The 16,564-nt window shown below is 71.4% G+C and carries 16 protein-coding genes and 1 pseudogene; 6 read left to right on the forward strand and 11 right to left on the reverse strand.

What is annotated here, in order from left to right; genetic code table 11:
• The first annotated feature begins 69 nt into the window (after positions 1-69).
• The 6 genes from HMPREF0591_RS24685 to HMPREF0591_RS24710 all read left to right on the forward strand — a co-directional run bounded on the left by HMPREF0591_RS24685 (position 70) and on the right by HMPREF0591_RS24710 (position 6,753).
• Positions 70-1,887 carry a penicillin-binding transpeptidase domain-containing protein gene (locus HMPREF0591_RS24685; protein ID WP_040623860.1) on the forward strand — a complete coding sequence of 606 codons (1,818 nt, stop codon included), beginning with the start codon at positions 70-72 and terminating at the stop codon, positions 1,885-1,887.
• 131 nt (positions 1,888-2,018) lie between these two features.
• Positions 2,019-2,618 (forward strand): DUF1707 SHOCT-like domain-containing protein, encoded by a 600-nt coding sequence (locus HMPREF0591_RS24690; RefSeq protein WP_007171432.1) that lies wholly within the window; start codon positions 2,019-2,021, stop codon positions 2,616-2,618.
• Between the two features lie 75 nt (positions 2,619-2,693).
• The gene (gene map / locus HMPREF0591_RS24695; RefSeq protein WP_007171433.1) at positions 2,694-3,551 is read left to right on the forward strand and encodes a type I methionyl aminopeptidase; all 858 of its coding nucleotides are present in this window, start codon (positions 2,694-2,696) and stop codon (positions 3,549-3,551) included.
• Between the two features lie 100 nt (positions 3,552-3,651).
• Complete coding sequence (locus tag HMPREF0591_RS24700) at positions 3,652-5,166, forward strand: cobyric acid synthase (protein WP_007171434.1); 1,515 nt, start codon at positions 3,652-3,654, stop codon at positions 5,164-5,166.
• A gap of 120 nt (positions 5,167-5,286) precedes the next feature.
• Positions 5,287-5,847 (forward strand): alpha/beta hydrolase, encoded by a 561-nt coding sequence (locus HMPREF0591_RS24705; RefSeq protein ID WP_170826046.1) that lies wholly within the window; start codon positions 5,287-5,289, stop codon positions 5,845-5,847.
• Positions 5,848-6,018: 171 nt separating this feature from the next.
• Positions 6,019-6,753 (forward strand): gamma-glutamyl-gamma-aminobutyrate hydrolase family protein, encoded by a 735-nt coding sequence (locus HMPREF0591_RS24710; RefSeq protein ID WP_244269095.1) that lies wholly within the window; start codon positions 6,019-6,021, stop codon positions 6,751-6,753.
• A gap of 5 nt (positions 6,754-6,758) precedes the next feature.
• Here HMPREF0591_RS24710 and HMPREF0591_RS31980 read toward each other — a convergent pair whose 3' ends face one another.
• The 11 genes and pseudogenes from HMPREF0591_RS31980 to hypF all read right to left on the reverse strand — a co-directional run bounded on the left by HMPREF0591_RS31980 (position 6,759) and on the right by hypF (position 16,563).
• Entirely contained in the window at positions 6,759-6,989 is a 231-nt protein-coding gene (locus HMPREF0591_RS31980; RefSeq protein ID WP_007171437.1) for a PPE family protein, SVP subgroup, read from the reverse strand.
• Positions 6,990-7,248: 259 nt separating this feature from the next.
• Positions 7,249-7,665, reverse strand: a pseudogene (locus tag HMPREF0591_RS34720) (PPE family protein); the annotation flags it as partial.
• A gap of 135 nt (positions 7,666-7,800) precedes the next feature.
• Positions 7,801-8,208, reverse strand: a complete 408-nt coding sequence (locus HMPREF0591_RS24720; RefSeq protein ID WP_040623861.1) for a hypothetical protein — start codon at positions 8,206-8,208, stop codon at positions 7,801-7,803.
• Between the two features lie 113 nt (positions 8,209-8,321).
• The gene (locus tag HMPREF0591_RS24725) at positions 8,322-9,464 is read right to left on the reverse strand and encodes an alkaline phosphatase family protein (RefSeq protein ID WP_007171441.1); all 1,143 of its coding nucleotides are present in this window, start codon (positions 9,462-9,464) and stop codon (positions 8,322-8,324) included.
• Between the two features lie 21 nt (positions 9,465-9,485).
• Complete coding sequence (locus HMPREF0591_RS24730; RefSeq protein ID WP_007171442.1) at positions 9,486-10,235, reverse strand: DUF6390 family protein; 750 nt, start codon at positions 10,233-10,235, stop codon at positions 9,486-9,488.
• Complete coding sequence (gene hypD / locus HMPREF0591_RS24735; RefSeq protein ID WP_007171443.1) at positions 10,232-11,362, reverse strand: hydrogenase formation protein HypD; 1,131 nt, start codon at positions 11,360-11,362, stop codon at positions 10,232-10,234. Before hypD ends, HMPREF0591_RS24730 begins: the two co-directional genes overlap by 4 nt.
• 10 nt (positions 11,363-11,372) lie before the next feature.
• Positions 11,373-11,645 (reverse strand): HypC/HybG/HupF family hydrogenase formation chaperone, encoded by a 273-nt coding sequence (locus HMPREF0591_RS24740; protein ID WP_007171444.1) that lies wholly within the window; start codon positions 11,643-11,645, stop codon positions 11,373-11,375.
• A gap of 55 nt (positions 11,646-11,700) precedes the next feature.
• On the reverse strand, positions 11,701-12,813 hold the full coding sequence (hypE, locus tag HMPREF0591_RS24745) for a hydrogenase expression/formation protein HypE (RefSeq protein ID WP_007171445.1): 1,113 nt from the start codon (positions 12,811-12,813) through the stop codon (positions 11,701-11,703).
• Positions 12,810-13,487 carry a D-sedoheptulose-7-phosphate isomerase gene (locus HMPREF0591_RS24750; protein ID WP_007171446.1) on the reverse strand — a complete coding sequence of 226 codons (678 nt, stop codon included), beginning with the start codon at positions 13,485-13,487 and terminating at the stop codon, positions 12,810-12,812. The genes hypE and HMPREF0591_RS24750 overlap by 4 nt, the downstream gene beginning before the upstream one ends.
• Positions 13,484-14,203 (reverse strand): HypC/HybG/HupF family hydrogenase formation chaperone, encoded by a 720-nt coding sequence (locus tag HMPREF0591_RS24755; protein ID WP_007171447.1) that lies wholly within the window; start codon positions 14,201-14,203, stop codon positions 13,484-13,486. The genes HMPREF0591_RS24750 and HMPREF0591_RS24755 overlap by 4 nt, the downstream gene beginning before the upstream one ends.
• Complete coding sequence (gene hypF, locus HMPREF0591_RS24760) at positions 14,200-16,563, reverse strand: carbamoyltransferase HypF (protein WP_007171448.1); 2,364 nt, start codon at positions 16,561-16,563, stop codon at positions 14,200-14,202. Before hypF ends, HMPREF0591_RS24755 begins: the two co-directional genes overlap by 4 nt.
• Position 16,564 lies beyond the last annotated feature (1 nt).

Here is a 16,564-nt window from a genome sequence, read left to right on the forward strand (position 1 = left end):
TGTGCGTAACGGTTCGGTCTCGGTGTGTCTGCGCAGGTGTTGCAGCCGCCGTTCCTAACATCAGTAACGATGGCAACTACAAGAACATTGGCCTCTTCCGTCTCAGGGCTGTTGCTCCTGGCGGCGATCGCGCTGTCCGGCTGCACGCCGCGGCCCAACGGCCCCGGCCCGGCGGCCGAGAAGTTCTTCGGCGCCCTGGCCGTCGGCGACACCGCGACGGCCGCGCAGCTGACCGACAGTCCCAACGATGCCCGCGAGGCGCTCAACGCGGCGTGGGCGGGGCTGCAGGCCAATCACCTCGACACGCAAATCCTCAACGCCAAGTACGCGGAGGACACCGGCACCGTCGGCTACCGCTTCAGCTGGCAGCTGCCCAAGAACCGGACGTGGACCTACGACGGCCAGCTGAAGATGGCGCGCGACGAGGGTCGCTGGCGGGTCCGGTGGACCAGCACCGGCCTGCACCCCAAGCTGGGCGAGCATCAGACGTTCGCGTTGCGGGCCGACGCGCCGCGGCGCGCGTCGGTGAACGAGCTCGGCGGCAGCGACGTGCTGGTGCCGGGCTACCTGTACCACTACACGCTGGACGCCACGCAGGCCGGCTCCGGGACCGCCCTGATCGGGACGGCGCACGCGATCGTCGACGTCCTGCACCCGTTCAACGGCGCGCTGAACGACCCGCAGCTGCTCGCCGAGCAGGCCAGCTCGGCGACCCAGCCGGTGGACCTGGTGACGCTGCATCCCGACGACAACGACAAGGTCTTCCCGGCCATCGGCCGGCTGCCAGGCATCGTGGTGACGCCCCAGCCCGAAATGCTGCCGACCGATCCGCATTTCGCGTCGGCCGTGGTGACCGAGGTGAAGAAGGCCGTCGCCGACCAGCTCGACGGCGAGCCGGGCTGGCGGGTGGTCAGCGTCAACCAGAACGGTGTCGAAGTCGAAGTCCTGCACGAGGTGCCGGGGTCACCGGCGCCGTCGATCTCCATCACCCTGGACCGGGTGGTGCAGAACGCGGCCCAGCACGCGGTGGACACCCGCGGCGGCAAGGCGATGATGGTCGTGATCAAGCCGTCGACCGGCGAGATCCTCGCGATCGCGCAAAACGGGGGCGCCGACGCCGACGGCCTGCTCGCCACCACCGGCCTGTTTCCGCCCGGATCGACCTTCAAGATGGTGACCGCGGGCGCGGCCGTCGACCGCGACATGGCCACCCCCAACACCATGCTGGGCTGCCCGGGCCATCTCGACATCGGGCACCGCACCATCCCCAACTACGGTGGCTTCGACCTCGGGGTGGTGCCGATGTCGCGGGCGTTCGCCAGTTCCTGTAACACCACCTTCGCCGAGCTCAGCAGCAGGATGCCGCCGCGCGGTCTGACGCAGGCGGCGAGCCGGTACGGAATCGGGCTGGACTATCAGGTGGACGGCATTACCACGGTGACGGGATCGGTGCCGCCGACGGTGGACCTCGCCGAGCGCACCGAAGACGGCTTCGGCCAGGGCAAGGTGCTGGCCAGCCCGTTTGGCATGGCCCTGGTGGCGGCGACCGTCGCCGCCGGAAAGACCCCGACGCCGCAGCTCATCGCGGGCCGGCCGACCGCCGTTCAGGGCGACACCACCCCGATCAGCCCGAAGATGGTGGACGCCCTGCGGCCGATGATGCGGTTGGTGGTGACCAACGGGACCGCCAAGGAGATCGCCGGCTGCGGCGCGGTGTACGGGAAGACCGGTGAGGCCGAGTTCCCGGGCGGATCGCATTCCTGGTTCGCCGGCTACCGCGGCGACCTGGCCTTCGCCTCGCTGATCGTCGGGGGCGGCAGCTCGGAATACGCGGTCCGGATGACCAAGGTGATGTTCGAGTCACTGCCGCCGGACTTCCTCGCCTAGCGCCGCTCGCAAGCGCGGCGCCTGCGCCGGGCGCGGCGGGGCGGCGCCATGTGGCCTAGCGCCGCTCGCAAGCGCGGCGCCATGTGGCCAGCGCCCGGCCCGCGGGGCCGCTTCAGCGGTAAATTGCGAACATGACGGATATCGGCGGCGACATGGTGGCGTTGCGGGTCTCGGACGCCGACCGTAACGGCACGATGCGGCGACTGCACAACGCCGTCGCGCTCGGGCTGATCGATATCGAGGAGTTCGAGCAGCGCTCGTCGCAGGTGTCCTACGCGCGCACCCGGGGAGAGCTCGACGGGCTCGTCGGCGACCTGCCCGGGCCGGGCGCGATCGTCACCTCGGCGACCGACCGGGTCGAGCTGCGCGGCTGGGCCGGCTCACTCAAGCGGCAGGGGGAGTGGACGGTGCCCACCCGACTGGCGCTGGTGCGCCGGCTGGGCTCGATCGAACTCGACCTCACCAAGGCCCGGTTCGCGGGGCCGGTGGTGGTCATCGAGCTCGACATGCGGTTCGGGTCGGTGGAGGTCAGGCTGCCCGACGGCGCCAGCGCGTCGATCGACGACGTGGAGGTCTACGTGGGCAGTGCCAGCGATCGCCGCAAGGATGCGCCCGGCGAAGGCCGCCCGCACGTCGTGCTGACCGGACGGGTGGTGTGCGGCTCGGTGATCATCCGGGGCCCGCGGCGCTCGTTGATCCGCGGCCGGACGAGCCTGATTCGCCGATCCTGAACCCGCAGAGGAAGCGGGCCGCAATCTACCGGCTGGGCGACGGCGCCGCCGGGTGCGCGTCGCTAAGCTGGGCCCATGCCCGCTCGCACCGCGCTCGCCCCCGGAGAGTTGTCCCCGACTCTGCCGGTGCCCAGTCGCATCCCCCGTCCGGAATACGCCTGGAAGTCAAGCGTTCGGGAGGGCAGCGAGCCGTGGGTGCAGACGCCCGAGGTGATCGAGAAGATGCGCGTCGCCGGCCGGATCGCGGCCGGCGCGCTGGCCGAGGCGGGCAAAGCGGTCGCGCCCGGGGTGACGACCGACGAGCTGGACCGGATCGCCCACGAGTACATGGTCGACCACGGTGCCTACCCGTCGACGCTGGGCTACAAGGGCTTTCCGAAGTCGTGCTGCACGTCGCTGAACGAGGTCATCTGCCACGGCATTCCGGACTCGACCGTGATCGAAGACGGGGACATCGTCAACATCGACGTCACCGCCTACATCGACGGCGTGCACGGCGACACCAACGCGACCTTCCTGGCCGGCGACGTCGCTGAGGAGCACCGGCTGCTCGTCGAGCGAACCCGGGAGGCGACGATGCGCGCGATCAACGCCGTCAAGCCGGGGCGGGCGCTCTCGGTGGTCGGCCGCGTCATCGAGGCGTACGCGAACCGGTTCGGCTACAACGTGGTTCGCGACTTCACCGGGCACGGCATCGGCACCACGTTCCACAACGGCTTGGTCGTGCTGCACTACGACCAGCCCTCGGTCACCACGATCATGCAGCCCGGGATGACGTTCACCATCGAACCGATGATCAACCTCGGCGGCCTGGACTACGAGATCTGGGACGACGGCTGGACGGTGGTCACCAAGGACCGCAAGTGGACCGCGCAGTTCGAGCACACTTTGCTGGTGACCGATACCGGCGTCGAGATCCTCACGCTGCCGTGACGCTGCTCCCGCGAGCAGTCGCAAGATCGCATGATTCGGCTCCAAAGATTGCGATTTTGCGACTGGTGGCCGGGCGGGGCCCGGCGAACACCGCTATAGGATGAGCGGGGCGCTGCTGGTCGCCGGCACCAGCTCCGACGCCGGCAAGTCGGTGGTGGTCGCGGGCCTGTGCCGGTTGCTGGCGCGACGCGGCGTCCGGGTGGCCCCGTTCAAGGCGCAAAACATGTCGAACAATTCGGTGGTCACCGTCGAGGGCGGCGAGATCGGGCGGGCCCAGGCGCTGCAGGCAAGGGCGGCCGGGCTGGAGCCCAGCGTGCGGTTCAACCCGATCCTGCTCAAGCCGGGCAGCGACCGGACGTCGCAGCTGGTGATCCGGGGCCAGATCGCCGAATCGGTAACGGCGGCAAGCTATGTTCGCCACCGCGAGCGGCTCGCCGGGATCGTTGCGGACGAATTATCCTCCCTGCGTGGTGAATTCGATGTCGTCATCTGCGAGGGGGCCGGTTCTCCCGCCGAAATAAACCTGCGTGCAACAGATTTGGCCAACATGGGCCTGGCCAGGTCGGCCAATCTGCCGGTGATCCTGGTCGGCGACATCGACCGCGGCGGGCTGCTGGCCCACCTGTTCGGGACGGTCGCTGTGCTCGAGCCCGAGGACCAGGCGCTGATCGCCGGCTTCGTCGTCAACAAATTCCGTGGCGACCCCGCGCTGCTGGAACCCGGACTGCGGCAGTTGCACGCGATTACGGACCGCCCGACCTACGGGGTGCTGCCCTACGCCGAGGAGCTCTGGCTGGACGCCGAGGATTCGTTGTCGGTGGTGGCGGGCCGCGTCGTCGGCGCCCCGGCGCCGCCGCGCGGGAGCGAGTGGCTGCGGGTGGCCGCGATCCGGCTGCCCCGGATCTCCAACTCCACCGACGTCGAGGCCCTGGCGTGCGAACCGGGCGTCATGGTGCGCTGGAGCACCGACCCCGCCGACCTGGCCGATACCGACCTGGTCGTGATCCCCGGCAGCAAATCGACCGTCGCCGACCTGAACTGGCTGCGCGATCGCGGTCTGGCAGAGGAGATCACCGCGCACGCCGCGGCGGGCAAGCCGGTGCTGGGCATCTGCGGGGGCTTTCAGATGCTGTGCCGGCGCATCGATGACACCGTCGAATCCGGGGCCGGCGAGGTCGCCGCGCTGGGGCTGCTGGACGCCGACATCGTGTTCGGCGAGACCAAGATTCTCCGCCGGTGGCCACAGCCGCTCTCCGGGTACGAAATCCACCACGGCCGGGTGTCGCGGTGTGCGGAGGAGAGTTGGTTCGGCGTGGAGGGCGGGCGCGACTGCCAACCGCACGGCGTCCGGCACGGTGCGGTGTTCGGCACGCACTGGCACGGCCTGCTCGACAACGACGACTTCCGCCGCGCATGGCTCACCCGAGTCGCGGTCGTGGCCGGCCGCGCCGGTTTCGTGGCCGCCGCCGACACCGACGTCGCCGCGCGACGCGACGCGCAGCTGGACGTGATCGCCGATCTGCTGACTTCCCATCTCGACGTCGACGCCGTCCTGGGCCTGCTCGACGGCCCGCGGCCGCGGCGACCGCGGATCGCAACGCGGTTGCGGCCGTAGGGCATTCGCCGGCATGTGCACGCTCGGCGGTCGAATTTACGGCGGTGCAAAACCCGTTGCGCGCGCACAGAATTCAAGATTTCGTCGCGCGCGCGGGCCGATCGGCTGTAGCGTGCGTAGATGCCCTCAATGATGACCACGCTCGACGGGTTCCCGGTCCCGGTAGCCGTGGCTGGCCCGGAGCAGGGCGTCGTGGTCGTCATCCTGGGTGACGAGGAGCGCGCTCCCGCCGCGTACGACGCGGTCTGCGAGCGGCTGCACACCGCCTCGCTGCGGACGGTCGTCATCGGTCTCGACCCGCGCCTGACCCCCAAGTCGGTGGTCGGCATCCTCGACGCACTGGGAATCGGCTGGGCCGTGGTGGTCGGCGACCGCGCCGGTGGCGAACTGGCCTGGGAATTGGCGGCGACCAAGCTGGGCCGGTTCGTCGGCCTGGTGGTGATCGACCGCGGCCATCCGCGCACGGCCGATCGCGACGGCGTAGTGCGTGACGAACACTGTCCGCCGGTGGAGATCGGCACCACCGTCCTGGTCAGCACACCGGCCGCGCGGGCGGTGGCACGCGCCAGCCAGCAGTACGTCTACGCGGAATACCGCGTGGTGCACCTGGGGCGGCGCACGGTTCAGGAATCGACGGCACAGCTGGCCGCCGAGATCGTGTTGCGCACCAGCACCTGGTAGTTCCCGGTTGGTGTCCAAAGCCCAACCGCCGCAGTCCGATTGCCCGACACCTCGCGGGCGGCGTTGAGACCCCGGCGCTGTACCGTGTCCAGCGGAGCCCGAAACCCCCGGCGTGGAGCGGTCGCTCAGCACGCTGGCCTTCGCGCGGGGGTCAGAAAGGATGCTTGGCCTGTGAACGCCCCTGGGCGCCCGGTGGTGGGCCTGACCTCGTATCTGGAGCGGGTGCAGACCGGGATCTGGGACATTCCGGCGGGCTACCTGCCGGCGGATTACTTCCAGGGCGTCGTCGCGGCCGGCGGGGCCGCGGTGCTGCTGCCCCCGCAGCCGGTGGACCCCGAAACCGTCGGCGCGGTGCTCGACAGCCTGGACGCGCTGGTGATCACCGGCGGTTACGACCTCGACCCCGCCGCCTATGGCCAGCAGCCGCATCCGAGCACCGACCAGCCGCGTGGCGACCGCGACGCCTGGGAGTTCGCCTTGCTGCGCGGCGCGCTGGACCGGGGCCTGCCGGTGCTGGGCATCTGTCGCGGCGCGCAGGTGCTCAACGTGGCGCTCGGCGGCACCCTGCACCAGCACCTGCCCGACGTGCTCGGGCACGACGGGCACCGGACCGGCAACGGGGTGTTCACCAGGTTGCCGGTGCGCACCGCGGCGGGCAGTCGCCTGGCCGCCCTGGTCGGGGAGTCCACCGCCGCGCCGTGCTACCACCATCAGGCGATCGACAAAGTCGGGGAGGGGCTGGTGGTCAGCGCCTGGGACCCCGACGGTGTGGTCGAGGCGCTGGAGCTGCCCGGCGCGCCGTTTGTGCTTGCGGTGCAATGGCATCCGGAGCAATCCCTCGACGACTTGCGCCTCTTCGCGGCGATCGTCGACGCCGCGCGGTCGTATGCCGCGGGCGCGAGTTGAGCCGGCTACGCGACGGTTCCGCGATAGACGGCCATCGGCACCGCGGCCGCCGTCCAGCCCGGCGGTACCGACAATGCGCCGAGCGGCGTCGCGCGGCCGACGCTCACCGAGATCGCCGCGCCGCGCACGCCGCGCCGGCCGGGCAGCAGGCAGCGCAGCGCCGCCGCCTTGTTCAGCGCGTTCAGGTAGGCGATCGCGACTCCGGATGGCGCCGTGAGTGAGCTCAGCTTCGACAAGGGGCGGGTGGCCGCCGCGAGGGAGACGTCGAACGTGGCCAGCGGTGACCGGGACAGCGCGCGCAGCGCGCCGGGTGCGGCCGAGATGAGCCGGCTTCCGGCCGAGCCGGCTTCCGGCCGAGACGATCTCCGGCGCCGACCCGAACGCGCACGTGTCCCGGCTCGCGCCGCCGGGTGGCAACGCGAAGGGCGCAAGGACCGCGGCGCCGGCCGACGCCTCGGCGTAGGCGTGCATGGCCGCGGCGTCTTGGGCCCACATCCGTTCGTAGTCGGCCTCGGTGTCGGCGATCGCCGGGCCGGCCAGGCCGAGCGGGTCCGCGAGAATGAGCGACCGTCGCTGCGCGCGGTTCGCGCCGATGGTCGCGGGCGGCACCGTCGCCGCCAGCGCGGCGTCGTGCGCGCTAACCGCGGCGGCGGCCTGGGTGGCCGCCTGCTCGGCCCGGATCGCGGTGTCGGCGAGCCAGTCGATGTAGGCCGCCGGGTGGCCGTGGGCGGGCGTGCGGCCCTCGCAGCTTGCCAGCAGCTTCGCGGTTACCGCCCGGTAGTCGGCGACCGCGGTGTGCAGCCGAGTGGCCAGCCGGGCCCAGGCCGTCGCGGCCTCGGCCAGCGACTCCGAACCCGCGCCGGTGTGCAGTTGACCGGAGATGATTTCGGGGGGAAGTGTCATGAAATTCATAGCTATCTCTGCCTAACGACGGCCGGCTTCGGCCGTGCTGAGAACGGGACTCTTCTGTTGGACGTAGGCCCGGGGTTACAGGCCCACCTGCAACGGCGGCAGTGCGGGTACGGCGGCTGCCGCGCGGAGTGAGCCTCAGCAGCGGGCGACGCAGAGCCGCGTCAACAGATCCCCGTCAGGCGGGATCATCTCGGGCGTGCGCGACGGCGCGCGCGGCAGCCGAAATATCGCGGCCGCGAACGAGGCCGGCAAGGGCGAGCCGATCGACGGCGGCGACGAGCGGGCCCACGTCGGCGGCCGATCCTGGGTCATCCACGGAGTCTTGGTGGATTTGTGATGCGTCGGCGCGGACCCGGCGGAAAAGTTCGGCGCCGCATTCACCCCGGCGTGCACGGCGAGCGGGGGCGCGGCGCGCTCCAGGCCGGCGACCGCCTTTCCGTGCGACGCCCCACCCGCGGTGACCGCACAGAACAGCCCGAGCGCCGCGGCGATCGCGATGGCTGACCGCCATCGTCGAGTCCCGTGGGCGTATCCGACTGTCACAGTGGCCCGAATTTACAACACGAGGCTGGGCCGCCAAGCCGTGTGAGCTGTGAAAACGGTCAAAGTCCGGTGTGCGTTCGCGGGCGCCTCGGTGAGGGCCGCAAACGACGCGACTAGCGGGCGGCGGCAGGGGATGTGAACGCGATCAGCGGGATGGCCATTTCGGCGGGCGTCGCCGCGCCGTGAAATCCGACGAGGCGGGCCGTTTCCGGCGGCTCGTGCGCGGTTGCCAGCACGGCGGTATCACCGGTGCAGACGGCGACGACGTCGCCGATCCTGGGCAGGTGGGCCGGGCGGACCGGTCCGAACATCCCGGTGGCCACCGCCTGCTCGCGGCTGTAAACGTGGGCCCTGCCGTCGAGCACCTCGCTCCAGGCGGCCTGGACGTCCGCCGCGGCACCCGGCTCGGTGTGCAGGTAGCGCACCCGGGGCTCGCCGGCGACGACGCGAACCCCCGCGGCCAGCCGCGGGTCGGTGTCGAGGTCGACCCGCGCATCCGGCGGGACGTTGAAACCGCCGTGGTCGGCGGTCACCAGCAGCGCCGCTCGCGGGGGCAGGGCCTCGACGAGCCGGGTCAGCAGCTCGTCGACCCGGGCCGCCGCCTCGTGCCACTGCGACGATCCGACGCCGAAGGCGTGGGCAGCCGTGTCCAGCGCGGCGGTGTACCCGTAGACCAGGCCCGGCGCCGCCCGCAACTCGTCGGCCAGTTTCCGCGCGTTGTCGTCCGACGGTTGAAGGGGGCGGAACTCCGCGCCCCGGTACGCGGAGTCGGTCAGCCCACTGCCCAGGAACGCGGCCGGCAACACGGCGCGCGCGCTGACGCCCGCCCCGTTGAGCCGCCCGAACCAGGTGGGTAGCGGCTGCCACTCGTCGTGCGGGGGGTCGTCGCGCCACAGGATGTGGTTGAGCACCCGGTCGGTGCCGGGAACGTTGAGCGTGAAGCCCAGGATTCCGTGCTCGCCCGGCTGCGCGCCCGTGCCCAGGGAGACCAGGCTGGTGGGGGTGGTCGAGGGGAAGGTGCAGGTGAGCTCCGTGAGGCGACCTGTCTGCCCGGCGAGCACGGCGGCGAGCAGCGGCGCGCTGCCGGCCAGCTCCCCGAGCAGGTGCCAGCCCAGCCCGTCCACCAGCACCACCGCGACGCGATCGATCCGGTCGGCCCCGCCCAGCCACTCATGCAGCGTCAGCTTGTCGACGGCGCCCGGCGCGCCGAGCAGCGCGGCGACGGCGGGCAGCACGTCGCAGAGGGAACCGGGCACGGGCGCCAGTCTGGCACGAAATTAGACGTGCGCCAGTCGGTGGCTGGTCACGAGCAGTTGACGGTCGGTTCCCTCGGCGAGGGCGCGGACCTGCCCCGGCGAAAGCCGGCCACACAGCCGCCCCCAGTGCAGCGCCACCTCGTCGCCCGCGGCCACGTCGGGCACCGCGCTGAACCCGTCGGTCCAGACGTCGTAGCGGCCGGACGACGGCTCGGACAGCGCGAGCGACCCGCCGTCGAGGGTCAGCCTGCGGTGTCGCACCTCGATCCGGTCGCGTTCGCGGCGCAGCACGGTGCCCCAGGTGATGCGGCAGTTGTCGAGCACCTCGAGGGGGTGTTCGTCCATGCCGCGGCCCAGAAACCGCGTCCACGGGTACACCCCGAACACGTGGAAGCAGTGGTTGGCGGCGGCCTCGTGGGCCAGGTCCGGCGTCAGGTGCGACCAGTAGCGGCCCGCCTGCGGGCCGATGATGGCCAGCAGTCCCTCGAGGAAGGCCCCCGGGTCCAGGCCGGCGCCGACGCCGCCGCCCAGCCAGTACGACTCGACGAGCCGATAGTCCAGCGGGTCGGTGATGCCGGTGAGCGTCGACAGCACCCGCAGGTACGGCCATGCCCCGGAGAACCTGGCCGCCGCCCTGCGGACCTCCTCGACCGCGCCGTCGCGCAGGGTGGCTCCCAGCGGGGGGCCGCAAAAGCCCAGCGCGTTGGGCGCGTAGGCGTAGCGCGCGAACATCGCGACGCCCGCGTGAGGGCCGGCGGTGTCGCCGGTCAAGCGTGCCCCACCAGCTTGACCGCGTCGCGGTGCATGCGCCCGAAGTTGTAGTAGGCCGCGCACGCCCCCTCGGGAGACACCATGCAGGTGCCGATCGGCGTCTCCGGGGTGCACGCGGTGCCGAAAACCTTGCATTCCCAAGGCTTGAGCACACCCTTGAGCACCTCGCCGCACTGGCAGGCCTTGGGATCGGCGACCCGCACGCCCGGCATCGCGAACCGCAGCTCGGCGTCGAACCCCGCGAAGTCGTCGTGCAGGCGCAGCGCGCTCTGCGAGATGAATCCCAGCCCCCGCCACTCGAAGTGGGGACGCAGCGCGAACACCCTGCCCATCAGCGCCAGCGCGGCGGGGTTACCCTGCTCGGGCACCACGCGCGTGTACTGGTTTTCCACCTCGCAGCGGCCCTCGCGGATCTGCGTCAACAGCATCGCCACGGCGGCCAGGATGTCCAGCGGCTCGAAACCCGCCACCACCAACGGCTTTCGGTACACCTCCGGCACGAACCGGTAGGGGCGGTTGCCCACCACCGTCGACACGTGCCCGGGGCCGATGAACCCCGACAGCCGCAAGTCGGGGGACTCCAAAATGGCCTTGATCGGCGGGACGATCATCACGTGGTTGCAGAACACGCTGAAGTTGGTCAGGCCAAGGTCGCGCGCCCGCACCAGCGTCACCGCGGTCGACGGCGCGGTGGTCTCGAAACCGATGGCGAAGAACACCACGTGCTTGTCGGGATTGTCCAGCGCGATCTTCAGCGCGTCCAGCGGGGAGTAGACGAATCGCACATCGGCGCCGCGGGCCTTGGCGTCCAGCAGGCTGCCGTTGGATCCGGGCACGCGCATCATGTCGCCGAAGCACGTGAAGATCACGTCCGGCTGGCCGGCCAGCCACATCGCGTCGTCGATGCGGCCCATCGGGATCACGCAGACCGGACACCCGGGGCCGTGCACCAGTTCGACGTTCTCGGGCAACAGGTGCTCGATGCCGTGCCGATAGATCGTGTGCGTGTGCCCGCCGCACACTTCCATGAACTTGAACCCTTCGCCGTCGGAGCCGGCCAAGCGTTCGATGGCGCGCAGCAGCTTGCGGGCCGCCGCCGGATCACGGAACTCGTCAACGAATTTCATGTGTGTCCCCTTAGATAATGGCCGACGAGTCGAAGGCCTGGATCTCGGTGTCGTAGGCATCGCCCAGCTTCTGGACGGCGGCCAGGGTGAGCAGCGCCTCGGTCTCGTCGATCTTGGCCATCGCGAACCCGACGTGCACCAGCACCCAGTCGTCGGGCTCGGGCATGTCGTCGGAGAGCAGCCGGACGCTGATGGTGCGCTGCACGCCGCTGACGTCGACCTTCGCCAAATAGTTCGCGGGATCGGTGATCTCGACGATCCGGCCCGGAATTCCAAGACACATCTGCGGTCCCTCTTCCTTTCTGGTGGCGATCCGCTGCGCGTGCGATCGCCACGCCCTAACAGATTCGTGGCAGCGGGTCGCCGACCAGCATGTCGACGATCCGCGTACCGCCGAATCCGGTTCGCAGCACCACGCTTTCGGCTGGTTCTGTGACGATCTCCCCGACCTCGGCCGCGTCGGCACCCAGCGGGTGCGACCGCAGCGCGGCCAGCCCGGCGTCGGCCTCCTCCGGCGCGACGACGGCGACGAACTTGCCCTCGTTGGCGACGTAGAGCGGGTCGATGCCGAGCAGCTCGCAGGCGCCGTTCACCGTGGGCGCCACGGGAAGCCGCTCCTCTTCGAGCAGCACCCCGAGGCCGCAGGCCTGGGCCAGTTCGTTGCAGACGGTGCCCACCCCGCCCCGCGTCGCGTCGCGCAGCCAGCGGGTGGCCGGTGCGGCCGCCATCAGCAGCTCCACCAGCGGGCTGACCGACGCGGTGTCGGACGCGATGTCGGCCTCGATGGCAAGGTCGCCCCGGGCGAGCATGACCGCCATGCCGTGATCGCCCATCGAACCCGACAGCAGCAGCTTGTCACCGGGCCGCACCGACGCCGCGGACAGCGTGCGTCCGGTGGGGATGACCCCGGCCCCGGCGGTGGTGACGAACATGCCGTCGGCGGCGCCCTTGGGCACCACCTTGGTGTCGCCGGTGACGATCCGCACCCCCGCGTGGGCGGCCGCCGCCGCCATATCGGCGGCGATCTCCTTCAACTCGGCGATTCCGAAGCCCTCCTCGAGCACGAATGCCGCCGAGATCCACGACGGCACGGCGCCGGCCATCGCGAGGTCGTTGCAGGTGCCGTGCACGGCGAGCGCGCCGATGGAGCCGCCGGGAAAGCGCCTGGGCTGCACCACGAACGAGTCGGTGGACATCGCCAGGCGTTCGCCGCCGGGCAGTGTCAGGACCGCGCTGTCACCGAGCGACTCCAGCAGCGGGTTGCGGAACGCCTCCACGAACACCGCGTCCACCAGCGCCGCCGACGCCTTGCCGCCCGCGCCGTGCGCCAGCGTCACATGATCGTCGAGCAAGCGGGGGCGGCGCCTGCGGAACGATTCGATCCGCTCGATCACCTCGCCCTCGGCGAATCGCGGTCCCGACGAAAGGTATTCACCCATCGGCTTGTTCATGCCGCCCCCGCACCCTGGTCGCCGCTGAGTTGTTCGTGCACGCCCAGCCACAGCTGATAGCCCAGCAGCGCCTGCGCCTCCTGTATCCGGTGCACGCTTTGCGAACGAACGACGAAGCAGGCGTCCACATCCGGGTTGTTCGCGAATGCACCGCCGTCGTAGCCGGCGAACCCGACGGTGTACAGGCCGCGCTGGCGTGCCTCGGCCAGCGCGGCGAGCAGGTTGGGCGAACCGCCGCTGGTCGACATGGCGATCGCCATGTCACCGGCCTTGGCGCGGGCGATCAGCTGCCGGGCGAACACCAGCTCGAAGCCGACGTCGTTGCCCAGCGCGGTGAGGATCGCCTGATCGGTGGTCAACGGCCACGCGGGCAACGGCTTGCCGACCGGCGGCCGGGCGAACAGCCTCGCCAGAGTGGTGGAATCGGTGCAGCTGCCGCCGTTTCCGAAGGTGAACATGCGCCCACCCGCCGCGAAGCGGCGCGCCAGCTCGGCGGCGGCCCGGTCGAGCAACGCGGCGTTGGCTTCCAGGGTCGAGCGCCGCAGCGCCAGGCTCTCGGCGGCCTTCGCCTGCGCCGACGCGGCCAGGTCGGCCAGCAGCGACCCGGCATCGTCCTCCTGGGCGTCGATGAAGGGGTACAGGAAGTTGGTGGGCTCGTCGCCGCCGGGGCTCATCGGCCGTCCTCCTCGTCCAGTCGTGCGATCGCCATGCCGGCGTGCACGACAATCAGGTCGCCGGCGGCGACGGGGTCGATCAGCGTCGTCACCACGCTCTCGACGCCGCGCGCGGTGCGCACCGTGGCGTGCCCGTCCGCCGATGCGGTCACCGCCTCGCCGGGGCGTCCCTCGTCGCTGCAGGTAACGCAAACCGACTCGGGGCGTTCGCGTTTGAGCAGCCCCGGGTGTTCGAAGCAGACGTGCGTCAGCTCCCACAGCAGGTGGTAGAACAGCACGAAGCCTCCGGTCGCGGGCACGCGCGGATCGGGGTCGTCGAGCCACAGCACGTGATCGGCCAGGCCCGCGGCGGGTCGTTCCCCGCTGCCGATCCAGATCGTGGTGGCGCCCCACGCGGGGGCGCGCCGCAGCACCGAGCGCACCTGCGCGTCGTCCGCCCCGGACACCGCGACGACGATGTCGCCCGCCCGCACCGATACCCGCACCAGATCCACCAGTTCGGGCCCGGTCAGCGCCACCGCCGGCAGGGCCCGTTTGCCCATGATCACCGGGTGGACGAACTCGACCGCGATGTGCAGCGCGTGCGGTTCCCACGACGGCGCGATGGACCACATGGTGGCGCCGGCCGCGAAGCGTTTGGCGAGCGTGAACGCGGTGGCGGCGAGGTCTTCGGCCAATTCGGCGCCAAGCCCGCGATCGATGGCGGTGGTGGTCATGGTCGGCCCCCCTCCAGCGCGGTCAGCACGGAGATCGCGGCCTGCCCCAGGGCGAGCCCGCCGTCGTTGGGCGGGACCGTCTGGTGGGTCAGCACCTCGAACCCGGCCCGCTGCAACCGGTGTCGACACGCCCTGAGCAACATCACGTTCTGGAACACCCCGCCGGTGAGGCCCGCCAGCCGGGTGGCGCCGGCCACCTGCCCGACCACCATGGCGACGGCGTCCGCGACCGCCTCGTGGAAGGCGGCGGCCAGAACCGCCGGGCGCGCGCCCGCGTAGAGCGCCGACACCAGCGTCTGCACCATGGGGGCGGGATCGATCAACCCGTCGGCGCGAACCATGAGCGGCAGCGACGGCAGGATTTCCGCGTCCGCCGATTCCGCCAGCGCCTCCAGCTCGATGGCGGCCTGGCCTTCGTAGTCGATCCGGTGCCGGACGCCGAGCAGCGAGGCGACCGCGTCGAACAGGCGGCCCATGCTCGTACAGGGCACGCATCCGGTGCCGGTCTCCAATTGCGCACGGGTGACGCGCAATTCGTCGGGGCTCGCCGCCGCGACGGGGGCCAGGTCCGGGGTCCAGTCGATGCCGGCCGACCACAACTGGGACAGCGCCATCCGCCACGGGTTGCGGACCGCCGCGTCACCGCCGGGCAGGGGCACCGGCGACAGGTGGCCGGCCCGGACGAACCGGTGGCTGTCGCTGCCGAGCCGCAGGATCTCCCCGCCCCAGATGGTCTGGTCGCACCCGTAACCCGTGCCGTCGAAGGCGACCCCGACGATGGGCTCGCCGATGCGGCCGTGCTCGGCCAGCAGCGACACCACGTGCGCGTGGTGGTGCTGAACGAGGTCCAGCGGCCGGCCGTCCGCGCGCCGCTCGGCCCAGTTCCGGGTGTGATACCCCGGGTGCAGGTCGGCGGCCAACCGGGCCGGGGCGCCGCGAATCTCGCTGAGCTGGCTCACCGCCCGCTCGAACGCGCGCAGCGTCTCCCAGGTGGCCATGTCGCCGATGTGCCCGGACAGGTAGGCGCGCGGGCCGTCGGTGAGGCAGCAGGTGTTCTTCAACTCCCCGCCGACGGCCAGCACCGCGGGCCCCGCGACCTTCAAGTCGACCGGCAGCGGCGCGTAGCCACGGGACCGGCGGATCGGCAGTTCGCACCCGGGCCCTTCTTGCATCAACACCCGTACCACCGAGTCATCGCACGGGACGTGGATCGGGCGGTCGTGGTCCAGGACGGCATCGCACAGGGCCGGAAGCCGCTGCAGCGCATCGTCGTCGGTGAAGCAGATCGGCTCGTCGGAGCGGTTGGCGCTGGTCAGCACCAGCGCGTCGGGCACCGGCCCGGCGTGCCCGGGCACGGGCGCCAGCAGCAGGTGATGGATCGGGGAATACGGCAGCATCAGACCCAGCAGCGGGCTGCCGGGCGCGACGGCGTGGGCGACGGGCGCGTGCGGCCGGCGGCGCAATAGCACGATCGGGCGGGCGGGACCCAGCAGCACCGCGGCCTCGGTGTCGTCGACGTGGGCGTAGCGGCGCGCAATCTTCAGATCACGGACCAGCATGGCAAACGGCTTGGCGCCGCGGGCCTTTCGCGCGCGCAGCGCGGCCACCGCCCCGGCGTCGCCGACGCTGCAGGCCAGGTGGTAGCCGCCGACACCCTTGACGGCGACCACCGCGCCCGCGGCCAGCGCGCGCTGCGCGGCCCCCAGCGCGGCGTCGGCCCCGTCGACGCGCCCGTCGCTCGACCGGAACCACAGGGACGGCCCGCAGTCGGGGCAGGCGATCGGCTGCGCGTGGAAGCGGCGATCCGCCGGGTCGTGGTATTCGGTGGCGCAGCGTTCACACATGGCGAACCCCGACATGGTGGTGCCCGGGCGGTCGTAGGGCAGGTCGCGGATGATGGTGAATCGCGGCCCGCAGTTGGTGCAGGTGACGAAGGGGTGGCGGTAGCGCCGGTCGCGCGGGTCGAAGAGCTCGGCGACGCAGTCGTCGCAGACCGCGATGTCGGGTGGTATCGGCGTCGTGCCGCCGGGGACGGCGCGGCTGGCCACGATCCGGAACCCCGGCCCGCAGCCGGCGTCGTAGGCGACCTCGCTGACCGCGACGCCGCCGACCCGCGCCAGGGGTGGGGCGTCGACGCACAGGCGCCGGCCGAATTCGGCTATCCGGGCGCGTTCCCCCTGCACCTCGAGGAAGACCGCGCCGGAATCGTTGCCGACGAAGCCGGACAGGCCCAGCTCGGTCGCGAGGCGGTGCACGAAGGGCCGGAAGCCCACCCCCTGCACGACACCGGTCACGGTGATGCGCTGCCGAACCCGGGCGCAATCGGGGCCTTGCCGCAGCAGCAGGGGGGACGGGGTCATC

This window comes from Mycobacterium parascrofulaceum ATCC BAA-614 (genome assembly GCF_000164135.1).
Lineage (GTDB): Bacteria > Actinomycetota > Actinomycetes > Mycobacteriales > Mycobacteriaceae > Mycobacterium > Mycobacterium parascrofulaceum.